At 67.5% G+C, this 17,800-nt stretch carries 15 protein-coding genes; 11 read left to right on the top strand and 4 right to left on the bottom strand.

The features are described 5' to 3' along the window. Positions 1-21: 21 nt before the first annotated feature. Positions 22-753, bottom strand: a complete 732-nt coding sequence (locus KW845_RS06860; protein WP_218368386.1) for a bifunctional 2-polyprenyl-6-hydroxyphenol methylase/3-demethylubiquinol 3-O-methyltransferase UbiG — start codon at positions 751-753, stop codon at positions 22-24. A 96-nt stretch (positions 754-849) separates the two neighbouring features. Here KW845_RS06860 and KW845_RS06855 point away from each other — a divergent pair, with 96 nt between their 5' ends. Beyond that, positions 850-2,124 carry an allantoate amidohydrolase gene (locus KW845_RS06855; RefSeq protein ID WP_218368385.1) on the top strand — a complete coding sequence of 425 codons (1,275 nt, stop codon included), beginning with the start codon at positions 850-852 and terminating at the stop codon, positions 2,122-2,124. Positions 2,125-2,142: 18 nt separating this feature from the next. Here KW845_RS06855 and KW845_RS06850 read toward each other — a convergent pair whose 3' ends face one another. Next, on the bottom strand, positions 2,143-3,066 hold the full coding sequence (locus tag KW845_RS06850) for a LysR family transcriptional regulator (RefSeq protein ID WP_218368384.1): 924 nt from the start codon (positions 3,064-3,066) through the stop codon (positions 2,143-2,145). Positions 3,067-3,214: 148 nt separating this feature from the next. On the opposite strand from KW845_RS06850, the gene KW845_RS06845 reads away from it, so the two are divergent. The 7 genes from KW845_RS06845 (at position 3,215) to KW845_RS06815 (ending at position 12,401) form a co-directional block, all read left to right on the top strand. Next, positions 3,215-5,335 (top strand): 3-hydroxyacyl-CoA dehydrogenase NAD-binding domain-containing protein, encoded by a 2,121-nt coding sequence (locus KW845_RS06845; RefSeq protein ID WP_218368383.1) that lies wholly within the window; start codon positions 3,215-3,217, stop codon positions 5,333-5,335. 42 nt (positions 5,336-5,377) lie between these two features. Further along, on the top strand, positions 5,378-6,559 hold the full coding sequence (locus KW845_RS06840; protein ID WP_218368382.1) for an acetyl-CoA C-acyltransferase: 1,182 nt from the start codon (positions 5,378-5,380) through the stop codon (positions 6,557-6,559). A 14-nt stretch (positions 6,560-6,573) separates the two neighbouring features. Further along, positions 6,574-7,770 carry an acyl-CoA dehydrogenase family protein gene (locus tag KW845_RS06835; protein ID WP_218368381.1) on the top strand — a complete coding sequence of 399 codons (1,197 nt, stop codon included), beginning with the start codon at positions 6,574-6,576 and terminating at the stop codon, positions 7,768-7,770. 12 nt (positions 7,771-7,782) lie between these two features. After that, positions 7,783-8,922 (top strand): acyl-CoA dehydrogenase family protein, encoded by a 1,140-nt coding sequence (locus tag KW845_RS06830; protein ID WP_218368380.1) that lies wholly within the window; start codon positions 7,783-7,785, stop codon positions 8,920-8,922. 4 nt (positions 8,923-8,926) lie between these two features. Further along, positions 8,927-10,204 (top strand): CaiB/BaiF CoA-transferase family protein, encoded by a 1,278-nt coding sequence (locus KW845_RS06825; RefSeq protein WP_218368379.1) that lies wholly within the window; start codon positions 8,927-8,929, stop codon positions 10,202-10,204. 75 nt (positions 10,205-10,279) lie between these two features. Further along, positions 10,280-11,272: a tripartite tricarboxylate transporter substrate binding protein gene (locus tag KW845_RS06820; protein ID WP_218368378.1), complete on the top strand. Its 993-nt coding sequence runs from the start codon at positions 10,280-10,282 to the stop codon at positions 11,270-11,272. 145 nt (positions 11,273-11,417) lie between these two features. Then, positions 11,418-12,401, top strand: a complete 984-nt coding sequence (locus KW845_RS06815; protein ID WP_218368377.1) for a tripartite tricarboxylate transporter substrate binding protein — start codon at positions 11,418-11,420, stop codon at positions 12,399-12,401. Positions 12,402-12,433: 32 nt separating this feature from the next. Here the strand turns inward: KW845_RS06815 and zigA are convergent, their stop codons facing one another. Further along, entirely contained in the window at positions 12,434-13,663 is a 1,230-nt protein-coding gene (gene zigA, locus KW845_RS06810) for a zinc metallochaperone GTPase ZigA (RefSeq protein ID WP_218368376.1), read from the bottom strand. Between the two features lie 88 nt (positions 13,664-13,751). Beyond that, positions 13,752-14,012, bottom strand: a complete 261-nt coding sequence (locus KW845_RS06805) for a hypothetical protein (protein WP_218368375.1) — start codon at positions 14,010-14,012, stop codon at positions 13,752-13,754. 98 nt (positions 14,013-14,110) lie between these two features. On the opposite strand from KW845_RS06805, the gene KW845_RS06800 reads away from it, so the two are divergent. From KW845_RS06800 to KW845_RS06790, 3 genes are all read left to right on the top strand, one after another. Next, on the top strand, positions 14,111-14,935 hold the full coding sequence (locus KW845_RS06800; RefSeq protein WP_218368374.1) for a helix-turn-helix domain-containing protein: 825 nt from the start codon (positions 14,111-14,113) through the stop codon (positions 14,933-14,935). Continuing rightward, positions 14,932-15,834, top strand: a complete 903-nt coding sequence (locus KW845_RS06795; RefSeq protein ID WP_218368373.1) for a DMT family transporter — start codon at positions 14,932-14,934, stop codon at positions 15,832-15,834. Before KW845_RS06800 ends, KW845_RS06795 begins: the two co-directional genes overlap by 4 nt. Before the next feature lie 101 nt (positions 15,835-15,935). Continuing rightward, entirely contained in the window at positions 15,936-17,786 is a 1,851-nt protein-coding gene (locus tag KW845_RS06790; protein ID WP_218368372.1) for a choice-of-anchor I family protein, read from the top strand. Positions 17,787-17,800 lie beyond the last annotated feature (14 nt).

Below are 17,800 nucleotides of genomic sequence, written 5' to 3'. Positions count from 1 at the left end.
GCACCGGGCCCGCGGCCAGGCTCAAGCCAGTGGCCGCGCCTTCAGCCACAAGAACAACGGCACGCGGCACCAGCGCGCCATGTCGGGGCGCTGGGCCACATCGGGCCGGGGTTCGCGCAGCGACACCACCGCAAACCCCGCCTGTTCCAGTGCGGCCATATAGTTTTCCAGCGGTTGCGACCAGCCCGCGAAATCCATGCTCAGCCCATCGCGTGCTTCCGTGCCGTGGAAGTGCCGGCGGCCAAAGTACGAGTCTTCCAGCATGAACGGCGCATCGGGCCGCGCATCGGCAAACCGGCCGCGATCGACGAAGGGATGCACAATGGACACGAGCAGCGTGCCGGATGCCCGCAGCGCGCGCCGGATACCCGCCAGGCTCGCGCCCACATCGGCGACATCCATCAATACGTTGTAAGCCATGGCCAGGTCGAAGCTGGCAGAGGCGAACGGCAGCGCTGCCGCCGTGGCCACGGCATAGTCGTGGGCCGAGTCCGCCTGCGCGGCAGCCGCCACGAAGCGCTCGACCGGATCGACCGCGGCGACGTGGTAGCCCAGTTCTTTCAGCACGCGCGCGCCGCGCCCCTCGCCACAACCCACGTCGATCGCTCTGCCCGTGCCCGGGCCGATATACGAGCGCAGCGCATCGCGATAAGCCCAGAACGCATCGTGGCCGGGCGCACGCGCCCAGGCGATCCATTGGTCGGCCACGCGCGACCAGTGCGCCTGGTCGGCGCCCGCATCGAAGACAGTCATCAGCCAATCCGTCCAGGCATGAACCGGCATTTTACGGCGCCTGGCATGCGGTGCTACGGTGTTATAAGCAAAGACTCGACCGTCATCCGCGCGCCCATGCCTACCCCTGCCTCTGCCACCACGCCGCCCGCCACCGCCGACTATGGCGATCCCGTCATGGCCCATGCCGAAGCCCTGTCGCGCTGGTCCGACCATCCCGGCAACCTGACCTGTACCTATCTCACGCCCGCGCATCGCGCCACGGCACGCCAACTGGAAGACTGGATGCGTACGGCCGGGTTCGACAGCGTGCGGCAAGACGCGGTGGGCAATATCATCGGCCGCTACCGGGCCGCCCCTGCCATCGCCGACCCGGTACTCGTGGCCACCGGCAGCCATTACGACACGGTGCGCAACGGTGGCAAATACGATGGCCGGCTGGGCATCCTGCTGCCCATCGCCGTCGTGGCACAGCTAAGCCGGCGTGGCCAGCGCCTGCCTTTCGATTTCGAAGTCATCGGCTTTGCCGAAGAAGAAGGCGTGCGCTATGGCGGCTCGTTCCTGGGCTCGTCGGCCTACATCGGCCAGTTCGACCCGGCCCAGCTCGACAAGCGCGATGCCGACGGCATCACGATGCGCCAGGCGATGCTGGATGCCGGACTGGACCCTGCGCAGGCCGCCGGCCAGACGGCCGATCCGCGCCTGCGCCATTACTTCGAGGTGCATATCGAACAGGGGCCGGTGCTGCACCAGCGCGCGCTGCCGCTGGGCGTGGTCACCTCGATCGCCGGCTGCGTACGGCGCCGGCTGGCGCTTGCCGGCGCGGCCGGCCATGCCGGCACCACACCGATGGACCTGCGCCGCGATGCTGCCTGCGCGGCCGCGGAAATCGTGCTGGCGGTCGAGACGCGCTGCCGGCAAGAACCCGGGCTGGTCGGCACAGTGGGCATGCTGCACGTACCCGACGGGTCGATCAACGTCATTCCCGGCGCCTGCCACCTGACCCTGGACGTACGCGCCGCGCACGATGCCGAACGCGATCGCGCGCTGGCCGATATCGAAGCCAGCATCGACCAAATCTGTGCGCGCCGCGGTATCGAACATACGTTGGAAGACCTGATGCGCGTGCCTGCCTCGCCCTGTTCGCCGCCGCACCAGGCGCAGTGGCGGCAGGCGGTCGCGGCCCAAGGGTTGACCGTGGCCGAACTGCCTTCGGGCGCCGGCCACGACGCCATGCTGCTGGGCCGCGTGGTACCGGTCAGCATGCTGTTCGTGCGCTGCGGCAACGGCGGAGTCAGCCACAACCCGCAGGAAACCATGACCGCCGACGACGCGCAGCTGGCCGGGCAGGCGGTGATGGAATTCCTGGCGCACTATGCGCCCGACACCTGACACGCCGCGTCCTGATCTTCATTTTTGCGGCAACAGCCCCGGCCTGCCTTCGTGCGCGGCATGGGCCTTGTCCAGGATGAACTCGATCAACATCGACAGCGCGCGAGGGTGATGGCGGCTGGGCATGTACAGCAGGTACATGCTGCGGCCGAAGATGCTCAGGCGCCAGGCATCCAGGGCCGTCAGCAGGCGCCCCTGCGCCACGTCTTCGTACACAACGTAATCGGGCACCACTGCCACGCCCAACCCGGCCAGCGCGGCATCGCGCAAGAATGGATAGTTGCGCGACACCACGGTGGGGTCCAGCGTGACCTGCTGGCGCTGGCTGCCCTGGTAGGCCGACAGCCGCAGCGGCCGGCCGATCACGGCCGCGCTGATGATGGGCGCGCCGCATAGTGCCTCGGGCCGCTGCGGCAGCCCGCGCCGCGCCGCATAAGCGGGCGACGCGCAAGCCACATAGCGCACTTTGCCGAGCTCGCGCGCCACCAGGTGGCCGGGCGGCTCAGAGGTGATGCGCACGGCAATATCCACTTCGTCGCGCAGCAGGTCTTCCACGCTGTTCTCGAACAGCACATCGAGCACGATGCCCGGATAGTTGCGCTTGAATTCCAGCAGCCAGGGCGACATGACGAACTGGCCGTAGCCGCTGGGCACGCTCAGGCGCACGCGGCCCTGCGGCGTATTGCCCAGCGTTTCCACCGACTCGTGCGCGGCCGCCAGTTCATCGCGGATGCTGCAGCCATGCTGGTACAGCTTCAGGCCGATTTCGGTGGGCTCGACCCGGCGCGTCGTGCGGCGCACCAGCTGCATGCCCACGGCGCGTTCCAGCTGGCCCAGGTGATAGCTGACATTGGCGCGCGTCATCTTCAGCCGGCGCGCGGCTTCGCTCAGGTTGCCGGCGTCCAGGATTTCGACCAGCAGAGTCAGTGCTTTGGTGTCCATGGTCGGCTATTGTCAAATTTTCTTGTACGCAGTGTCAACTCTTGATGCCATTGTCAAGATTAACTTGCTGATCAAGAATAAAGAGCGATATCCGCATGCCCATCACACCAGACAGGCCGCATGGCCTGCACCCCCGGAGACACGACCCATGGCAGAACGCGCGCCCTATGGCGCCGTTGCATCGCAGCGGCACGACGGCATCCTGGTCCTTACCATCGATCACCCCCCGGTCAACGCGCTGAGCGCAGACGTGCGGCGCGGCCTGGCCGACGCGATCCAGGCGGCGCAGGCCGACACAGCCATCCAGGCCATCGTGCTGGTGGGTGCAGGGCGCAACTTCATCGCCGGCGCCGACATCCGCGAATTCGGCAAGCCGCCCCAGCCGCCGGCGCTGCCCGATGTCTGCAATGCCATTGAAGCCAGCACCAAGCCGGTGATTGCCGCGCTGCACGGCGCCGCCCTGGGCGGCGGCCTGGAAATCGCCCTGGCCGCGCATTATCGCGTGGCCCTGCCCGGCGCCAGGCTGGGCCTGCCCGAGGTCAACCTGGGCCTGCTGCCCGGTGCGGGCGGCACGCAGCGCACTCCCCGCCTGGCTGGTGCCGCGGCCGCCCTGGACCTGATGCTGTCGGGCCGCCACGCCAGCACCGACGAAGCCTTGTCCTGGAGCCTGGCCGACCGCATCGACACCGGCCGCGACGCGCAGGCAGCCGGCCTGGCCTATGCACGCGAACTGCTGGCGCGGGGCGCCGGCCCGCGCCGCACCCGCGATGCCTCGGCGGCGCTGGCCGATCGCGCGGCCGCGCAGGCCGCCATCGATGCCGCGCGCGCCCAGGTCCGGGCGCGCCAGCGCGGCCTGTTCTCGCCCGGCAAGATTGTCGACGCCGTGCAGGCGGCGCTGGACCAGCCCTTCGACGAAGGCCTGCGTACCGAACGCGCCCTGTTTCTGCAATGCCTGGACAGCCCGCAGCGCGCCGCGCTGGTGCATGCCTTCTTTGCCGAGCGCGAAACCGCCAAGGCTCCCGAAACGCGCCAGGCCCAGCCCCGCCCGCTGCAAAGCGCCGGCGTGATCGGCGGCGGCACCATGGGCGCCGGCATCGCCGTGGCCATGCTGGATGCCGGCCTGCCGGTCGTGATGGTCGAACAGAATGACGAAGCCCTGGCACGCGGCCGTGCGCGTGTCGAGCAGGTCTACGACCTGCTCATCAAGAAAGGCCGCCTGGATGCCGCCGGCAAGGCTGAACGCATGGCGCGCTACACCGGCGCCACCCAATACGATGCCCTGGCCGATGCCGACCTGATCGTCGAAGCCGTGTTCGAAGACATCGACGTCAAGACCGCCGTGTTTTCCGAACTCGACCGCATCGCCAAGCCGGGCGCGGTGCTGGCCACCAATACCTCGTACCTGGATATCGACCGTATCGCCGCCGCCACCCGCCGGCCCGCCGATGTGCTGGGCCTGCATTTCTTCTCGCCGGCCAACATCATGAAGCTGCTCGAGATCGTGGTGGGCGCCAGCAGCGCGCCAGATACCGTGGCCACCGGTTTCGAACTGGCGCGCCGCCTGCGCAAGACACCGGTGCGCGCCGGCGTGTGCGACGGCTTCATCGGCAACCGCATCCTGGCGGTATACCGCCAGGCCGCCGACCTGATGCTGGAAGACGGCGCCTCGCCTTACCAGATCGACGACGCGGCGCGCGCGTTCGGCTATCCCATGGGGCCCTACCAGGTGGCCGACCTGGCCGGCGGCGACATCGGCTGGGCCACGCGCAAGCGCCGCGCCGCCACGCGCGACCCCAAGCTGCGCTATGTGCAGATTCCCGACCGGCTATGCGAACGCGGCTGGTTCGGCCAGAAGACCGGCCGTGGCTTCTACCTGTATCCCGATGGCGCACGCACCGGTACGCCCGACCCCGAAGTGCTGGCCATCGTCGATGCCGAACGCCAACGCGCCGGCGTCACCGCGCGGCAGTTCAGCCAGGAAGACATCCTGCGCCGCTACCTGGCCGCCATGATCAACGAAGCCGCCAATGTGCTGCGCGAGGGCATTGCCCTGCGCCCGCTGGACATCGACGTGGTGTTCCTGGCCGGCTATGGTTTTCCGCGCCATCGCGGCGGGCCGCTGCACTACGCCGACCAGGTCGGCCTGCCCCGCATCCTGGCCGACATCCGCGAATTCGCGCACGAAGATCCGCACTTCTGGAAGCCCTCGCCATTGCTGGTCGAACTGGCCGACAAGGGCCAGGCCTTCGCCAGCCTGAACCGCGCCTGAGCCGCTCGCCGCGCCCACTTCCATCTTTCCGGAGCCTACGCCATGCGCGAAGCCGTCATCGTCTCTACCGCCCGCACGCCCATCACCAAGGCCCATCGCGGCGAATTCAACCTGACGCCGGGCCCCACCCTGGCCGCCTTTGCCGTGCGCGCCGCGGTCGAGCGCGCCGGCATCGACCCGGCCCTGATCGAAGACGCCATCCTGGGTTGCGGCTACCCCGAAGGCACGACCGGGCGCAACATCGGCCGCCAGGCCGTGATCCGCGCCGGGCTGCCCGTCAGCGTAGGCGGCGCCACCGTCAACCGCTTTTGCGCATCCGGCCTGCAAGCCATCGCCAGCGCCGCGGCCCGTATCGTCATGGACGGTGCGCCCGCCATGATCGCGGGCGGCGTCGAAAGCGTGTCGCACATCCGCACGCGCGACGATCCCGATGCCGGCACCGACCCCTGGATCCTGGAAAACAAGCCGGCGCTGTACCTGCCCATGATAGAAACCGCCGACATCGTCGCGGCGCGCTACGGCATCAGCCGCGAAGCGCAAGACCGGCTCAGCGAGGAAAGCCAGCGCCGCACGGCCGAAGCCCAGGCGGCCGGCCGCTATCGCGACGAGATCATCGCCGTCGCCACCACCATGGCCGTGAAAGACCAGGCCACTGGCGCCGTCACGCAGCGCGAGGTCACGGTGGATGCCGACACCTGCAACCGGCCCGGCACCACCTACGAAAGCCTGGCCAGGCTGGAACCCGTGCGCGGCGCGGGCCAGTTCGTCACGGCCGGCAATGCCTCGCAATTGTCCGACGGCGCCGCCGCCTGCGTCCTGATGGAAGCACGCGAAGCCGAACGCGCCGGCCTGCAGCCGCTGGGTGCATTCCGCGGCCTGGCCATCGCCAGCTGCGAGCCCGACGAAATGGGTATCGGCCCGGTCTATGCGGTACCGCGCCTGCTGGCCCGCCATGGCCTGAAGGTCGACGACATCGATCTCTGGGAACTGAACGAAGCCTTCGCGTCGCAAGCGCTGTACTGCCAGCAAACCCTGGGCATTGCCCCCGAAAAACTCAATGTCGATGGCGGCGCCATCTCATTGGGCCACCCGTTCGGCGTGACCGGCGCCCGGCTGGCCGGCCACGTCCTGATCGAAGGCCGCCGCCGCGGGGCGCGCCATGCCGTGGTCACCATGTGCGTGGGCGGCGGCATGGGCGCGGCTGGCCTGTTTGAAATCTACTGAACACGAGAGCATCCATGGACTTGAATTTCACTCCCGAAGAAGAAGCCTTCCGCGCCGAAGTACGCGCCTTCCTGGCAGCCGAACTGCCGCCAGGACTGGCGCGCAAAGTGCGCGAGAGCCGGCATCTGACCAAGGTTGACATGGAGGCCTGGCACGCCATCCTGAATGCACGCGGCTGGCTGGCCAGCCATTGGCCGCGCGAGTACGGCGGCACCGGCTGGACTGCGGTGCAGAAGTTCATCTTCGAAAACGAATGTGCGCTGGCCCACGCCCCGCGCATCGTGCCTTTCGGCCTGAGCATGCTGGGGCCTGTGCTGATCAAGTACGGCGACGAGGCGCAAAAACGCTACTGGCTGCCGCGCATCCTGGACGGATCCGACTGGTGGTGCCAGGGCTATTCCGAACCCGGCGCGGGATCGGACCTGGCCTCGCTGAAGACCACCGCGGTACGCGACGGCGAGCACTACATCGTCAATGGGCAGAAAACCTGGACCACGCTGGGCCAGCACGCCAACATGATCTTCTGCCTGGTGCGCACCCGCAGCGAAGGCAAGCCGCAGGAAGGGATCAGCTTCCTGCTCATCGACATGAGCACGCCGGGCATCGAAGTACGGCCCATCATCACCCTGGATGGCGAGCACGAAGTCAATGAAGTGTTCTTCTCCGACGTGCGCGTGCCGGCGCTGAACCTGGTGGGCGAAGAAAACCGCGGCTGGTCCTGCGCCAAGTACCTGCTGACCTACGAACGCACCAATATCGCCGGCGTGGGCTTGTCTACCGCCGCCCTGCAACAGCTCAAGGCCGTGGCGGCCCGCCAGCGCAAGAATGGCCGGCCGCTGGCGCAGGACCCGGCTTTCGCGGCACGGCTGGCGCGCGTCGAGATCGAGCTCGACAACATGCGCACGACCAATCTGCGCGTGCTGGCCGCGGCCGCAAACGGCGGCGCGCCCGGCGCCGAAAGCTCGATGCTGAAAATCCGCGGTACCCAGATCCGCCAGGAAATCACGGCGCTGAATCGCCGCGCCATGGGTGTCCATGCCCGCCCGTATATCGCGCAGGCACTGGAAGACGGCTACGACGGCCCGCACATCGGGCCCCAGGGTGCCGACAGCGCCGCCGCCCAGTACTTCAACAACCGCAAGCTGTCGATCTTCGGCGGCTCGAACGAAATCCAGAAGAACATCATCTCGAAGATGATCCTCGGACTGTAAGGAAGAATCCGCATGAATTTCGACCATACCGAAGACCGGCGCATGCTGTCTGACATGTTGAAACGCTTCGTGGCCGAGCAGTACGGGTTTGCCGTGCGCGACCGTATCGCGGGCTCGCCCGAAGGCTACAGCGCGGAATTCTGGCAGCGCTATGCCGAACTGGGCGCCATCGGCGCGCTGTTCGCTGAAGCCGACGGCGGCCTGGGCGGCGGCGGCTTCGATATCGCCGTCGTGTTCGAGGCGCTGGGCCGCGGCCTGGTCGTCGAGCCCTTTCTCGACGCGCTGATGGCCGGCGATGCCATCGCCGCCGCCGGCACGCCAGCACAGAAGCAAACACTGGCAGACCTGCTGGCCGGCACCGCCATCGTGACGCTGGCTCATGCCGAACCCCAGGCCCACTACGAACTGGCGCGCGTCGCAACGCGCGCGCAGCCCGACGGCGATGGCTGGTGCCTGGACGGCGCCAAGGCCGTGGTGGCGCAGGCCGAGCATGCGGGCCTGTTCGTCGTGTCGGCGCGCACCGCCGGCCAGGACGATGATGCCGAAGGCATTTCGCTGTTCCTGGTGCCGGCCGGAACGCCTGGCCTGCACGTGCAGGGCTATCCGCTGATCGACGGCGGCCGCGCCGGCGACCTGACGCTGGCCAGCGTACAGGTGGGCGCCGATGCGCTGCTGGGCCGGGCCGGCGCAGGCCATGCGGTGCTCGAGCGCAGCATCGGCAAGGGCTTGCTGGCGCTGTGCGCCGAAGCCGTCGGCGCCATGGATGCCGCGCGCGATGCCACGCTCGAATACCTGCAGACACGCAAGCAGTTCGGTGTGCCCATCGGCCGCTTCCAGGCCCTGCAGCACCGCATGGCCGACGTGCTGCTTGAAATCGAGCAGGCGCGCTCGGCCGTGATCAATGCCGCCGCGCAGCTCGGCCATGCCGACCGCCAGGTGCGCGAACGCGCGCTGTCGGCCGCCAAGGTCACCATAGGCCGCGTCGGCACGCTGGTCGCCGAAGAATGCATCCAGTTGCACGGCGGCATCGGCATGACCTGGGAACTGCCGCTGGCCCATTACGCCAAGCGCCTGGTCATGATCGACCACCAGTTGGGCGACGAAGACCACCATCTGGCCCGTTTCATCGCCCTGGCTCCCCAAGAGGCCTGACACCATGAGTTCGCCCACCGCAACCCCGCCCGCCGACGACCTGGACTTCCCGCTGGAAGGCATACGGGTACTGGATCTTTCCCGCGTGTTCGCCGGCCCCCTGTGCGGCCAGGTGCTGGCCGACTTTGGCGCGGAAGTCGTCAAGGTCGAACATCCCGTGCGCGGCGACGACACCCGTGACTGGGGCATGCGCATCGGCCGCACCGAGACTACTTACTACAACAGCATGAACCGCAACAAGCGGTCCATCACGCTGGACCTGCAGTCTGCGGAAGGGGTCAAGATCGTCCACGACCTGCTGCCGCAGTTCGATGTCGTGATCCACAACTTCAAGAGCGGCGGCGCCGAGAAACTGGGCCTGGGCTATGAACAACTCAAGGCCCTCAAGCCTGACCTGGTCTATTGCGCGGTCGGCGGCTACAACAGTGCCGGGCCCGAAGCCGCGCGGCCCGGCTACGACCTGGTCATCCAGGGCGAAACCGGCATCATGGCCATCAATGGGGAAGCGCACCAATCGCCCTTGAAGTTCGGCGTGGCGGTCGTCGACATGATGACCGGCATGTATGCTGCCCAGGCCGTGCTGGCGGCGCTGTTCCGCCGCGACCGGACCGGCCGCGGGCGCCTGATCGAAATGGCGCTCTACGACTGCGGCATCACGATCAGCAGCTACTACGGGCTGGACGCCATGCTGCTGGGCCAAGATCCGCAACGCTATGGCAACGCCCATCCCTCGATCGTGCCGTACGGCATGTTCGAATGCGCCGACGGGCCGCTGATCGTTGCCGTGGGCACCAACGCGCAATTCGACAAATTCTGCCGGCAGGTCGTCATGCGCCCCGACATCGTCGACGATCCGCGCTACGCCACCAACGTCGAACGCGCCAAGAACCGCCTGACGCTGCTGCCCATGGTGACCGAGCTGTTCCGTGAATTCGCGCGCGACGTGTTGCTGCAACGCCTGACGTCCTGCGGCATTCCCTGCGGCAAGGTGCTGGGCCTGCACGAGGCGCTGACCAGCGAACGCACGCGGCAGGGCGGCATGCTGCGCGAAATGCCGCATCCCGCGGCAGGCAGCACGCATGTCTACGCCCCCCCATATCGCCTGGATGGCCAGCGCCTGCCGATCCGGTGCGCGCCACCCACGCTGGGCGAAGGCACCAAGGAAGTGCTGCAGCGCCTGCTGCAATTGCCCGAAGCCGAATTGCAGGCCCTGCAGGCCAAGGGCGTGCTGACCCTACCCGACACGCCGGATGCGACCGCCCCGTCCCAGAGCGGCGGCTGAATATCCGCCGCCGACACCCGCGCCCTTATCCGCCACCGCCAGGCGCACAACACCCGTGGAGCTTCAGAAACAAGCATGACTACCCGATATCTTCTTACGATCGCGCGCCGCGGCCTGGCGGCGCTGGCGGCCACCTGCCTGATGGCGGGCACTGCCGCGGCCGAATCCTGGCCCAGCCGCCCCATCAAGCTGATCGTGCCTTTCCCGCCCGGCGGCCCCACCGACGTCGCCTCGCGACTGGTCAGCCAGCAGCTCGAGGCACGCCTGAAGCAGCCGGTCATTGTTGAAAACCGTCCCGGCGCGTCGGGTTCCATCGCGGCCAACCTGCTCAAGCGCTCGCCGGCCGACGGCTACACGCTGATGATGCTGGCCACGCCCACCCTGTTCGCGCCCTTCTTCTACAAGAACACCGGCTACGAAACCCCCAAGGATTTCCAGCCGGTGGCTACGGTCTACGACCTGCCCATCGTGGTGGTGGTCAACCCGCAGAAGCTGCCCGGCATCGCCAGCCTGACGCAATTGGTGGACTATGCCAAGGCGCATCCCGGCGAACTCAACTATGCCAGCTCGGGCGCCGGCAGCTTCGGCCACATGACGATGGAGCTGCTGCAGGACGTGGGCGGGTTCGAGATGCAGCACGTGGCCTACAAAGGAGGCGTGCCCGCCATCACCGACACCATCGGCGGACAGATTTCCATGATGTACGCCGACCTGGTGGCCGCCCTGCCGCATATCCAGGCCGGCAAGCTGCGCGCGCTGGCGGTCGGTTCGCCCGAACGGGTATCGGTGCTGCCCGACGTGCCCACCATTGCCGAACAGGGATTCGCCGGCTTCAATGCCGTGTCGTGGGGCGGCTTGCTGGCGCCGCTGGGCACGCCGCAGCCCGTGGTCGAACGCCTGGATACCGAGCTGCAGGCCATCCTGGCCGATCCCGTTTTACAAGAAAAACTGATCAATGCCGGCACCCTGGCACGCTTCGAACCAGCGCCCGGCATGGCCCGGCGCATTGCCGACGATTATCAAAAATGGGGAACGCTGGCGCGCGACAAAGGCATGACAGCCGAGTAGCGTCCAGCCCCCCGGCGCGCCAGCCTGCACCGGCGCGTTCTTGCCGGCGTCCTGCCACACACAGGATGCCGGCCTTACCGGGCCCGGCCGTCCAACAGGACGGCCGGATCCGGCCACCACCATAAAGGAAAGGAGACAAACCATCATGCATCAAAAAACCACCCGTCGCGCCTGCCTGGGGCTGGCACTGACCGCCGCGCTGAGTGCGGCGCTGCCTTTGCCGGCCCTGGCGCAAGACAAGTTCCCCACCAAGCCCATCACGCTGATCGTGCCCTTTCCCGCCGGCGGCTCTACCGACCGCCATCTGCGCGCCATTGCCGAAGACGCCAGCAAGCACCTGGGACAGAACGTGATCGTGGAAAACCGCCCGGGCGCGGGCGGCACGCTGGGCCCGGCCAATATGGCCAAGACCGCCAAGCCCGACGGCTACACCGTCAGCCTGTACCCGCTGGGCATGCTGCGCATGCCCTACATGATGAAGACCGACTGGGACCCCATCAAGGATTTCACCTTCATCGTGGGCCTGTCCGGCTACACCTTCGGCTTCACGGTGCGCAGCGACTCCCCCTTCAAGACCTTCAACGACTATATCGAAGCGGCGCGCGCCAAGCCCGGCACCATCGATTACGGTTCGACGGGCGTGGGCTCGTCGCCGCACCTGCTGATGGAAGAAATCGCCATCAACGCCAAGGTGAAGTTGAACCATGTGCCGTTCAAGGGCAATGCCGACATGCAGCAGGCACTGCTGGGCGGGCACATCATGGCGCAAAGCGATGCCACCGGCTGGGACCAGTTTGTGGACGCGGGCAAGATGCGCCTGCTGGTCACCTTCGGCGAACAGCGCACCAAGCGCTGGCCGGATGTGCCCACCGCCCAGGAACTGGGCTATGGCGTGGTGTCCAGTTCACCCTACGGCCTGGCCGGCCCCAAGGGCATGGATCCGAAGGTGGTGCAGATTCTGCATGATGCCTTCAAGCAGGCGCTGTTCTCGACACGCAGCATGGAAGTGATGCAGCAGTTGAACCAGGAGCCGGCATATCGCGACAGCCAGGACTACCAGGCATGGGCGGAGGCGACTTATGCCAAGGATAAAGGCTTGATTGAGCATCTGGGGTTGATGGCTAAGTAGTTGCCGTTATTTGCGGGGCGCTGTGTCTGGTGTCAGATACGGCGCCCGGGCTCTTGGTCATGTTCATCGGCGAATTCCCACTGCGGGAACGGGTCTGGGTATGCCATCCATGCGTGCGGGCCCTGGGCCATTTCGGCGTCGTCCAGCAAGCAGTGGTCCAGCCTGGCACGCAGGGCGGGCTTGTCCATGTCCATGCCGATCAGCACCAGTTCCTGCCGCGCGTCGCCGGTGCCCTCCTGCCAGCGGGCGCGGATGCGGGTGATGGCCTCGGGGTCGTCGGGCCATTGTTCCAGGGGTACGGCCGCCCACCAGCGGCCTGCCAGGCCGTGGCGGCATATGCCGCCGGCTTGCGACCACGAGCCGGCCAGGGCTGGCCGGCTGGCCAGCCAGAAGTAGCCCTTGGAACGCACGACGCCGGGCCAGTCGGATTCGATCAGGCGATGAAAACGCAGGGGATGAAACGGCCGGCGGGCGCGGTAGACGAAACTGCCGATACCGTATTCCAGGGTTTCGGGCGTGTGCTCGCCCCGCAATTCTTTCAGCCAGCCGGGCGCTTGCGACGCCTGTTCGAAATCGAACAAGCCCGTGTCCAGCACCTGGTCCAGCGGCACGCTGCCGAACTCGGCAGCGACGATGCGCGCACGGGGGTTCAGGTGCCGCAAGATGGCCATCAAGCGCGCACGCCCGTCGGCATCCACCAGGTCGGTCTTGTTCACCACGATCACATCGCAGAACTCGACCTGCTCGATCAACAGGTCGACCACGGTGCGCTTGTCCTCTTCGCCCAGCGACTCGCCGCGCGCCTGCAGGCTGTCGTATGAACTGTAGTCGCGCAGGAAGTTGTAGGCGTCCACCACTGTCACCATGGTGTCCAGGCACGCCGCATCCGACAGGCTGCGGCCCGAGTCGTCGGCGAACGTGAAAGTCTCGGCCACCGGCAGCGGTTCGGATATGCCGGTGGACTCGATCACCAACTGGTCGAAGCGGCCTTCCTGGGCCAGCCGGCCCACTTCCAGCAGCAGGTCTTCGCGCAAGGTACAGCAGATGCAGCCGTTGCTCATCTCGACCAGCTTCTCATCGGTGCGCGACAGCTCGGCCCCGCCCTGGCGCACCAGTTCCGCATCGATATTCACCTCGCTCATGTCATTGACGATGACCGCCACGCGGCGGCCCTCGCGGTTATTCAGGATGTGATTCAACAGTGTGGTCTTGCCGGCCCCGAGAAAGCCGGACAAGACAGTGACGGGAAGTTTTCTGGCCATGGCGGATGAACAGGAGGAAGGTGGGCGAACTGACGTCGCAGCTCATTTTGTTATGTTATATCATAACTAAAAAGAGCGCTCGCCCAGGCTAGCCGCTGGCGGCCTGCTCCACCAGCTTGCGCAAATCCGGATCGCGCACGGCCAGCACCTGGAACAGGCCCAGCGCACGCAGCGCCGGAACGGCCGCCATGATGTCGCGCTGCGCAGCCGCCCGGGCGGCACCGTCGGCCAGCGGGTCCAGCCACAGGCGCGCATTGGCCAGGAAGGCGGCCACGGTGCCCTTGCGCACTGCCACGCCGTTCAGGTCCGCCCAGTCCTGGCGGTCCGGCAACATGTCTTCTGCTTGCATGATGATGTGTCCTCGTCTGTGTAGGGGGTAGCAGTACTGTAAATACGGCCGACCGGCCGCGCTGCGGTATAACAGCCAATCCATACGCCATTTGCGCCATGCCCGAACCGCTGCTGCCTCCCCATCGCGCGCAATCCCCGGACGGCCCGCCCCTGATCGCGGCAGCCGCGGCCGGCCCGCAGCCGCGTGCCACCGCCATGCATCGCCATGCCCGCGGGCAGTTGCTGGGTTCGCTGCGCGGGCTGCTGTCGGTGGATACCGGGGATGGTCTGTGGATCGTGCCGGCCGCGCAGGCTATCTGGTTGCCGCCGGACGTGCCGCATGGCCTGCGTTCGCATGGCCCCTTTGCCGGCTGGAGCGTCTATCTTGCGCCGCAGGCCTGCGCGGGCCTGCCCGATACCGCGTGCGTCCTGCAAAGCTCCGAATTGCTGCGGGCTGCCGTCATGCGCGCCGCGGCCGGCGATGGCCGCGCCGGCCCCGCGCAAGACCGCCTGGCTGGCGTGATCCTGGACGAAATCCAGAGCTTGCCGCGCAGCTCGCCGGGGCTGCCGATGCCGCGCGATCCGCGCCTGCTGCGCATTGCGCAGGCCCTGGCCGATGACCCGGCCGACCCGCGCCGCCTGGACGAGTGGGCATGCTGGGCAGCCATCGCGCCGCGCACGCTCATCCGGCGCTACGCCCACGAAACCGGGCTATCGTTCGGCGACTGGCGGCAGCGCCTGCGTCTGATGCGCGCGCTGGAAATGCTCGCGGCAGGCAAGGCCGTCACCACCGTGGCGCTGGACCTTGGCTACGACAACGTCAGCGCATTCATTGCCATGTTCCGGCGCGCCTACGGCACTACGCCCGCGCGCTACTTCGACCAGCCGCCGCAATTGCCGCCGCCGGCTGCGGCGCTCGAATCAGGTGCAGCCGACGCATGACACCCCAGGCGCTGTCCAACCGCCGCACATCCGCGCCTGCCTGGCTGAAGTACGCGCCGGCCCTGTTCCTGCTGCTGTGGTCGTCCGGCTTCGTGTTCCTGAAGCTGGGCCTGGCCTATGCCGATCCGCTGACGTTCCTGGCCCTGCGCTACGCCTGCGTGGTGACGCTAGTGGGCATCGCCTTCGCGTGGTTGCGGCCGGCATTGCCCGCCACGCCACGCATCTGGATGCACCTGGCCCTGGTGGGCCTGTTCCTGCAGGCCGGCTATTTTGCCTTCACCTATCTCAGCCTGAAGTTCGGCCTGTCGGCGGGCGCGGTGGCCCTGATCACATCCCAGCAACCCATCCTGGTCGGCCTGCTGGCGCCGTTGCTGGCGGGCGAGCGAGTCGGGCTGCGCCATTGGACCGGGCTGCTGCTGGGCGTGGCCGGCGCCGCGCTGGTGATCCTGGCGAAATCGTCGATCGGCGCCGCATCGGCGGCCGGCCTGCTGTTTGCCGTGCTGGCGCTGCTGTCCATCGTGGCCGGCACCCTGTGGGAAAAGCGCTATGGCAGCGACACGCACCCCCTGACCGCCAACCTGGTGCAGTATTCCGTGGGCCTGGCGGTGTCGGCGCCGTTGGCGTTGTGGCTCGAGCCCATGCGCATCGACTGGACTCCCGCGCTGTTCGGTTCGCTGGCCTACCTGGTGCTGTGCAATTCGCTGATCGCCATCACGCTGCTGCTGGCCATGATCCGCCATGGCAAGGCCTCGCGCGTGTCGGCGCTGTTCTTCCTGGTGCCGCCCACCACGGCCGTCATCGCATTCCTGGTGCTGGGCGAGACCATTCCGCCCCTGGCCTGGCCCGGCATGCTGCTGGCCGTGACCGGCATCTACCTGGTCATGCGCGGGCGCGCCTGACCGGCCCCTGCCGCGCAAAACACGATGCACAGTAAGGAAACCGCAACAAAGGGCCCCTAGTCTGTCCGCTCTTGCAAAAACCTGAACAGAGCGCTCACAACATGAAAAACTGGAAACTGGCCGCGGCCTCTGCCTTGCTGCCCCTGATCCTGGCCGCTTGCGGCAGCAGCAGTAGCGACGATGATGATGATGCGGAACCGCCACCGCCCGTCGCCGAAGCGCCGCGGCACATCGCTTCGCTCGATTTGCTCGGCCGCTACGAAAGCGGCAGCTATGGCGTCAGCGCCGCCGAGATTCCGGCTTACGACGCGGCCACCCGCCGTGCTTTCGTGGTCAATGCCCAGTCCGGCAAGATCGACGTGCTGGACTTGAGCACCCCCGCCAGCCCCACCCATATGGGCACGCTCGATGCCGAAGCCGTGTCGCCCGGCGCCGAGATCAACAGCGTGGCCGTGCGCGACGGCAAGGTCGCCGTCGCCATCCAGGCAGCCGTCAAGACCGATACGGGGTACATGGCGCTGTATGACGCGGCCAGCCTGGCATTGCTGGGGTCGGTGCCCGTGGGGGCCCAGCCCGACATGCTGACGTTCACGCCCGACGCCAAGACCGTGCTGGTCGCCAATGAAGGCGAGCCTTCCGACGACTACACCATCGACCCTGAAGGCTCGGTCAGCGTGATCGATATTTCCAATCCGGCGGCACCCACCGCGCGCACGGCCGGCTTCACCGCCTGGAACGGCCAGGAAGCCATGCTGCGCAGCCAGGGCGTGCGCCTGGTCGGCCCGCGCGCCAGCGCCGCGCAGGACATCGAACCCGAATACATTGCCGTGGACGCCGACGGCGCCACGGCCTGGGTCACGCTGCAGGAAAACAATGCGCTGGCCAGGCTGGACGTGGCCAACGCGCGCGTCACCGACATCCTGCCGCTGGGCGCCAAAGACCACGGCGTGGAAGGCAACGGCCTGGATGTCAGTGACACCGACGGCGCCATCGACATTCGCACCTGGCCCGGCGTCAAAGGCCTGTACATGCCGGACGCCATCGCCGCCTATAAGGCCGGCGGCGCCACCTACCTGGTCACCGCCAACGAAGGCGATGGCCGACCCTGGGGCGAAGACAACCCGGCCTATTGGAACTGGGGCCGCGATCCGGCCGGCACCTGGCTGGACCAGGACGCCGATCTGGCGCCGGGCTTCGTCGATGAATTCCGCGTCAAGCATCTGGTGCACAAAGACGGCTTCGACCGCCGCGCCGGCGACGACCTGCCGCCGCAACTGCGCAAACTGGCCGTTGGCGGCCTGCTCGATCCCGCCGTGTTCGGCTATTGCGGCGCAACCGCCACCGATCCGGGCGACTGCCGCGACGACGACCTGCTGGGCCGCCTGACCGTAACGTGGACCATGGGCTACAAGCAGAACCCCGACGGCTCGCCGCAACTCAGCGCCGACGGCCGGCTGGTCTACGACACGCTGTATGCCTATGGCGCACGGTCGTTCTCGATCCGCGACGCCGACGGCAAGCTGGTGTGGGATTCGGGCGACCAATTCGAGCGCATCACGGCCGAGCGCTATCCCGACTGGTTCAACTCGGGGCATGACGAAACCCTGTTCGATGACCGCAGCGACAACAAGGGCCCCGAACCCGAAGGCATCGTACTGGGCAATATCGGCGACAAGACCTACGCCTTCGTCGGCCTGGAACGCATCGGCGGCATCATGGTGTACGACATCAGCGACCCAGCCCAGCCCCGCTTTGCCACGTACGTGAATTCGCGCGACTTCAACGTCGACTCGGCGGCCGATCCCGGCGCGGCTGGCGACCTGGGCCCCGAGGGCCTGGCCTTCGTATCTGCCGCCGACTCGCCCACCGGCGAGCCGCTGCTGATCGTGGGCTATGAAGTCAGCGGCACCACGGCCATCTACCGCATCGTGCTGGCAGACGACGCAAGCTGATACAGCCGCGCGGC

It is taken from the genome of Bordetella sp. BOR01, assembly GCF_019218885.1.
GTDB lineage: Bacteria > Pseudomonadota > Gammaproteobacteria > Burkholderiales > Burkholderiaceae_B > Bordetella_A.
Note: the sequence above shows the minus strand (reverse complement) of the source record. Positions and strands in the feature narration are given on the sequence as shown.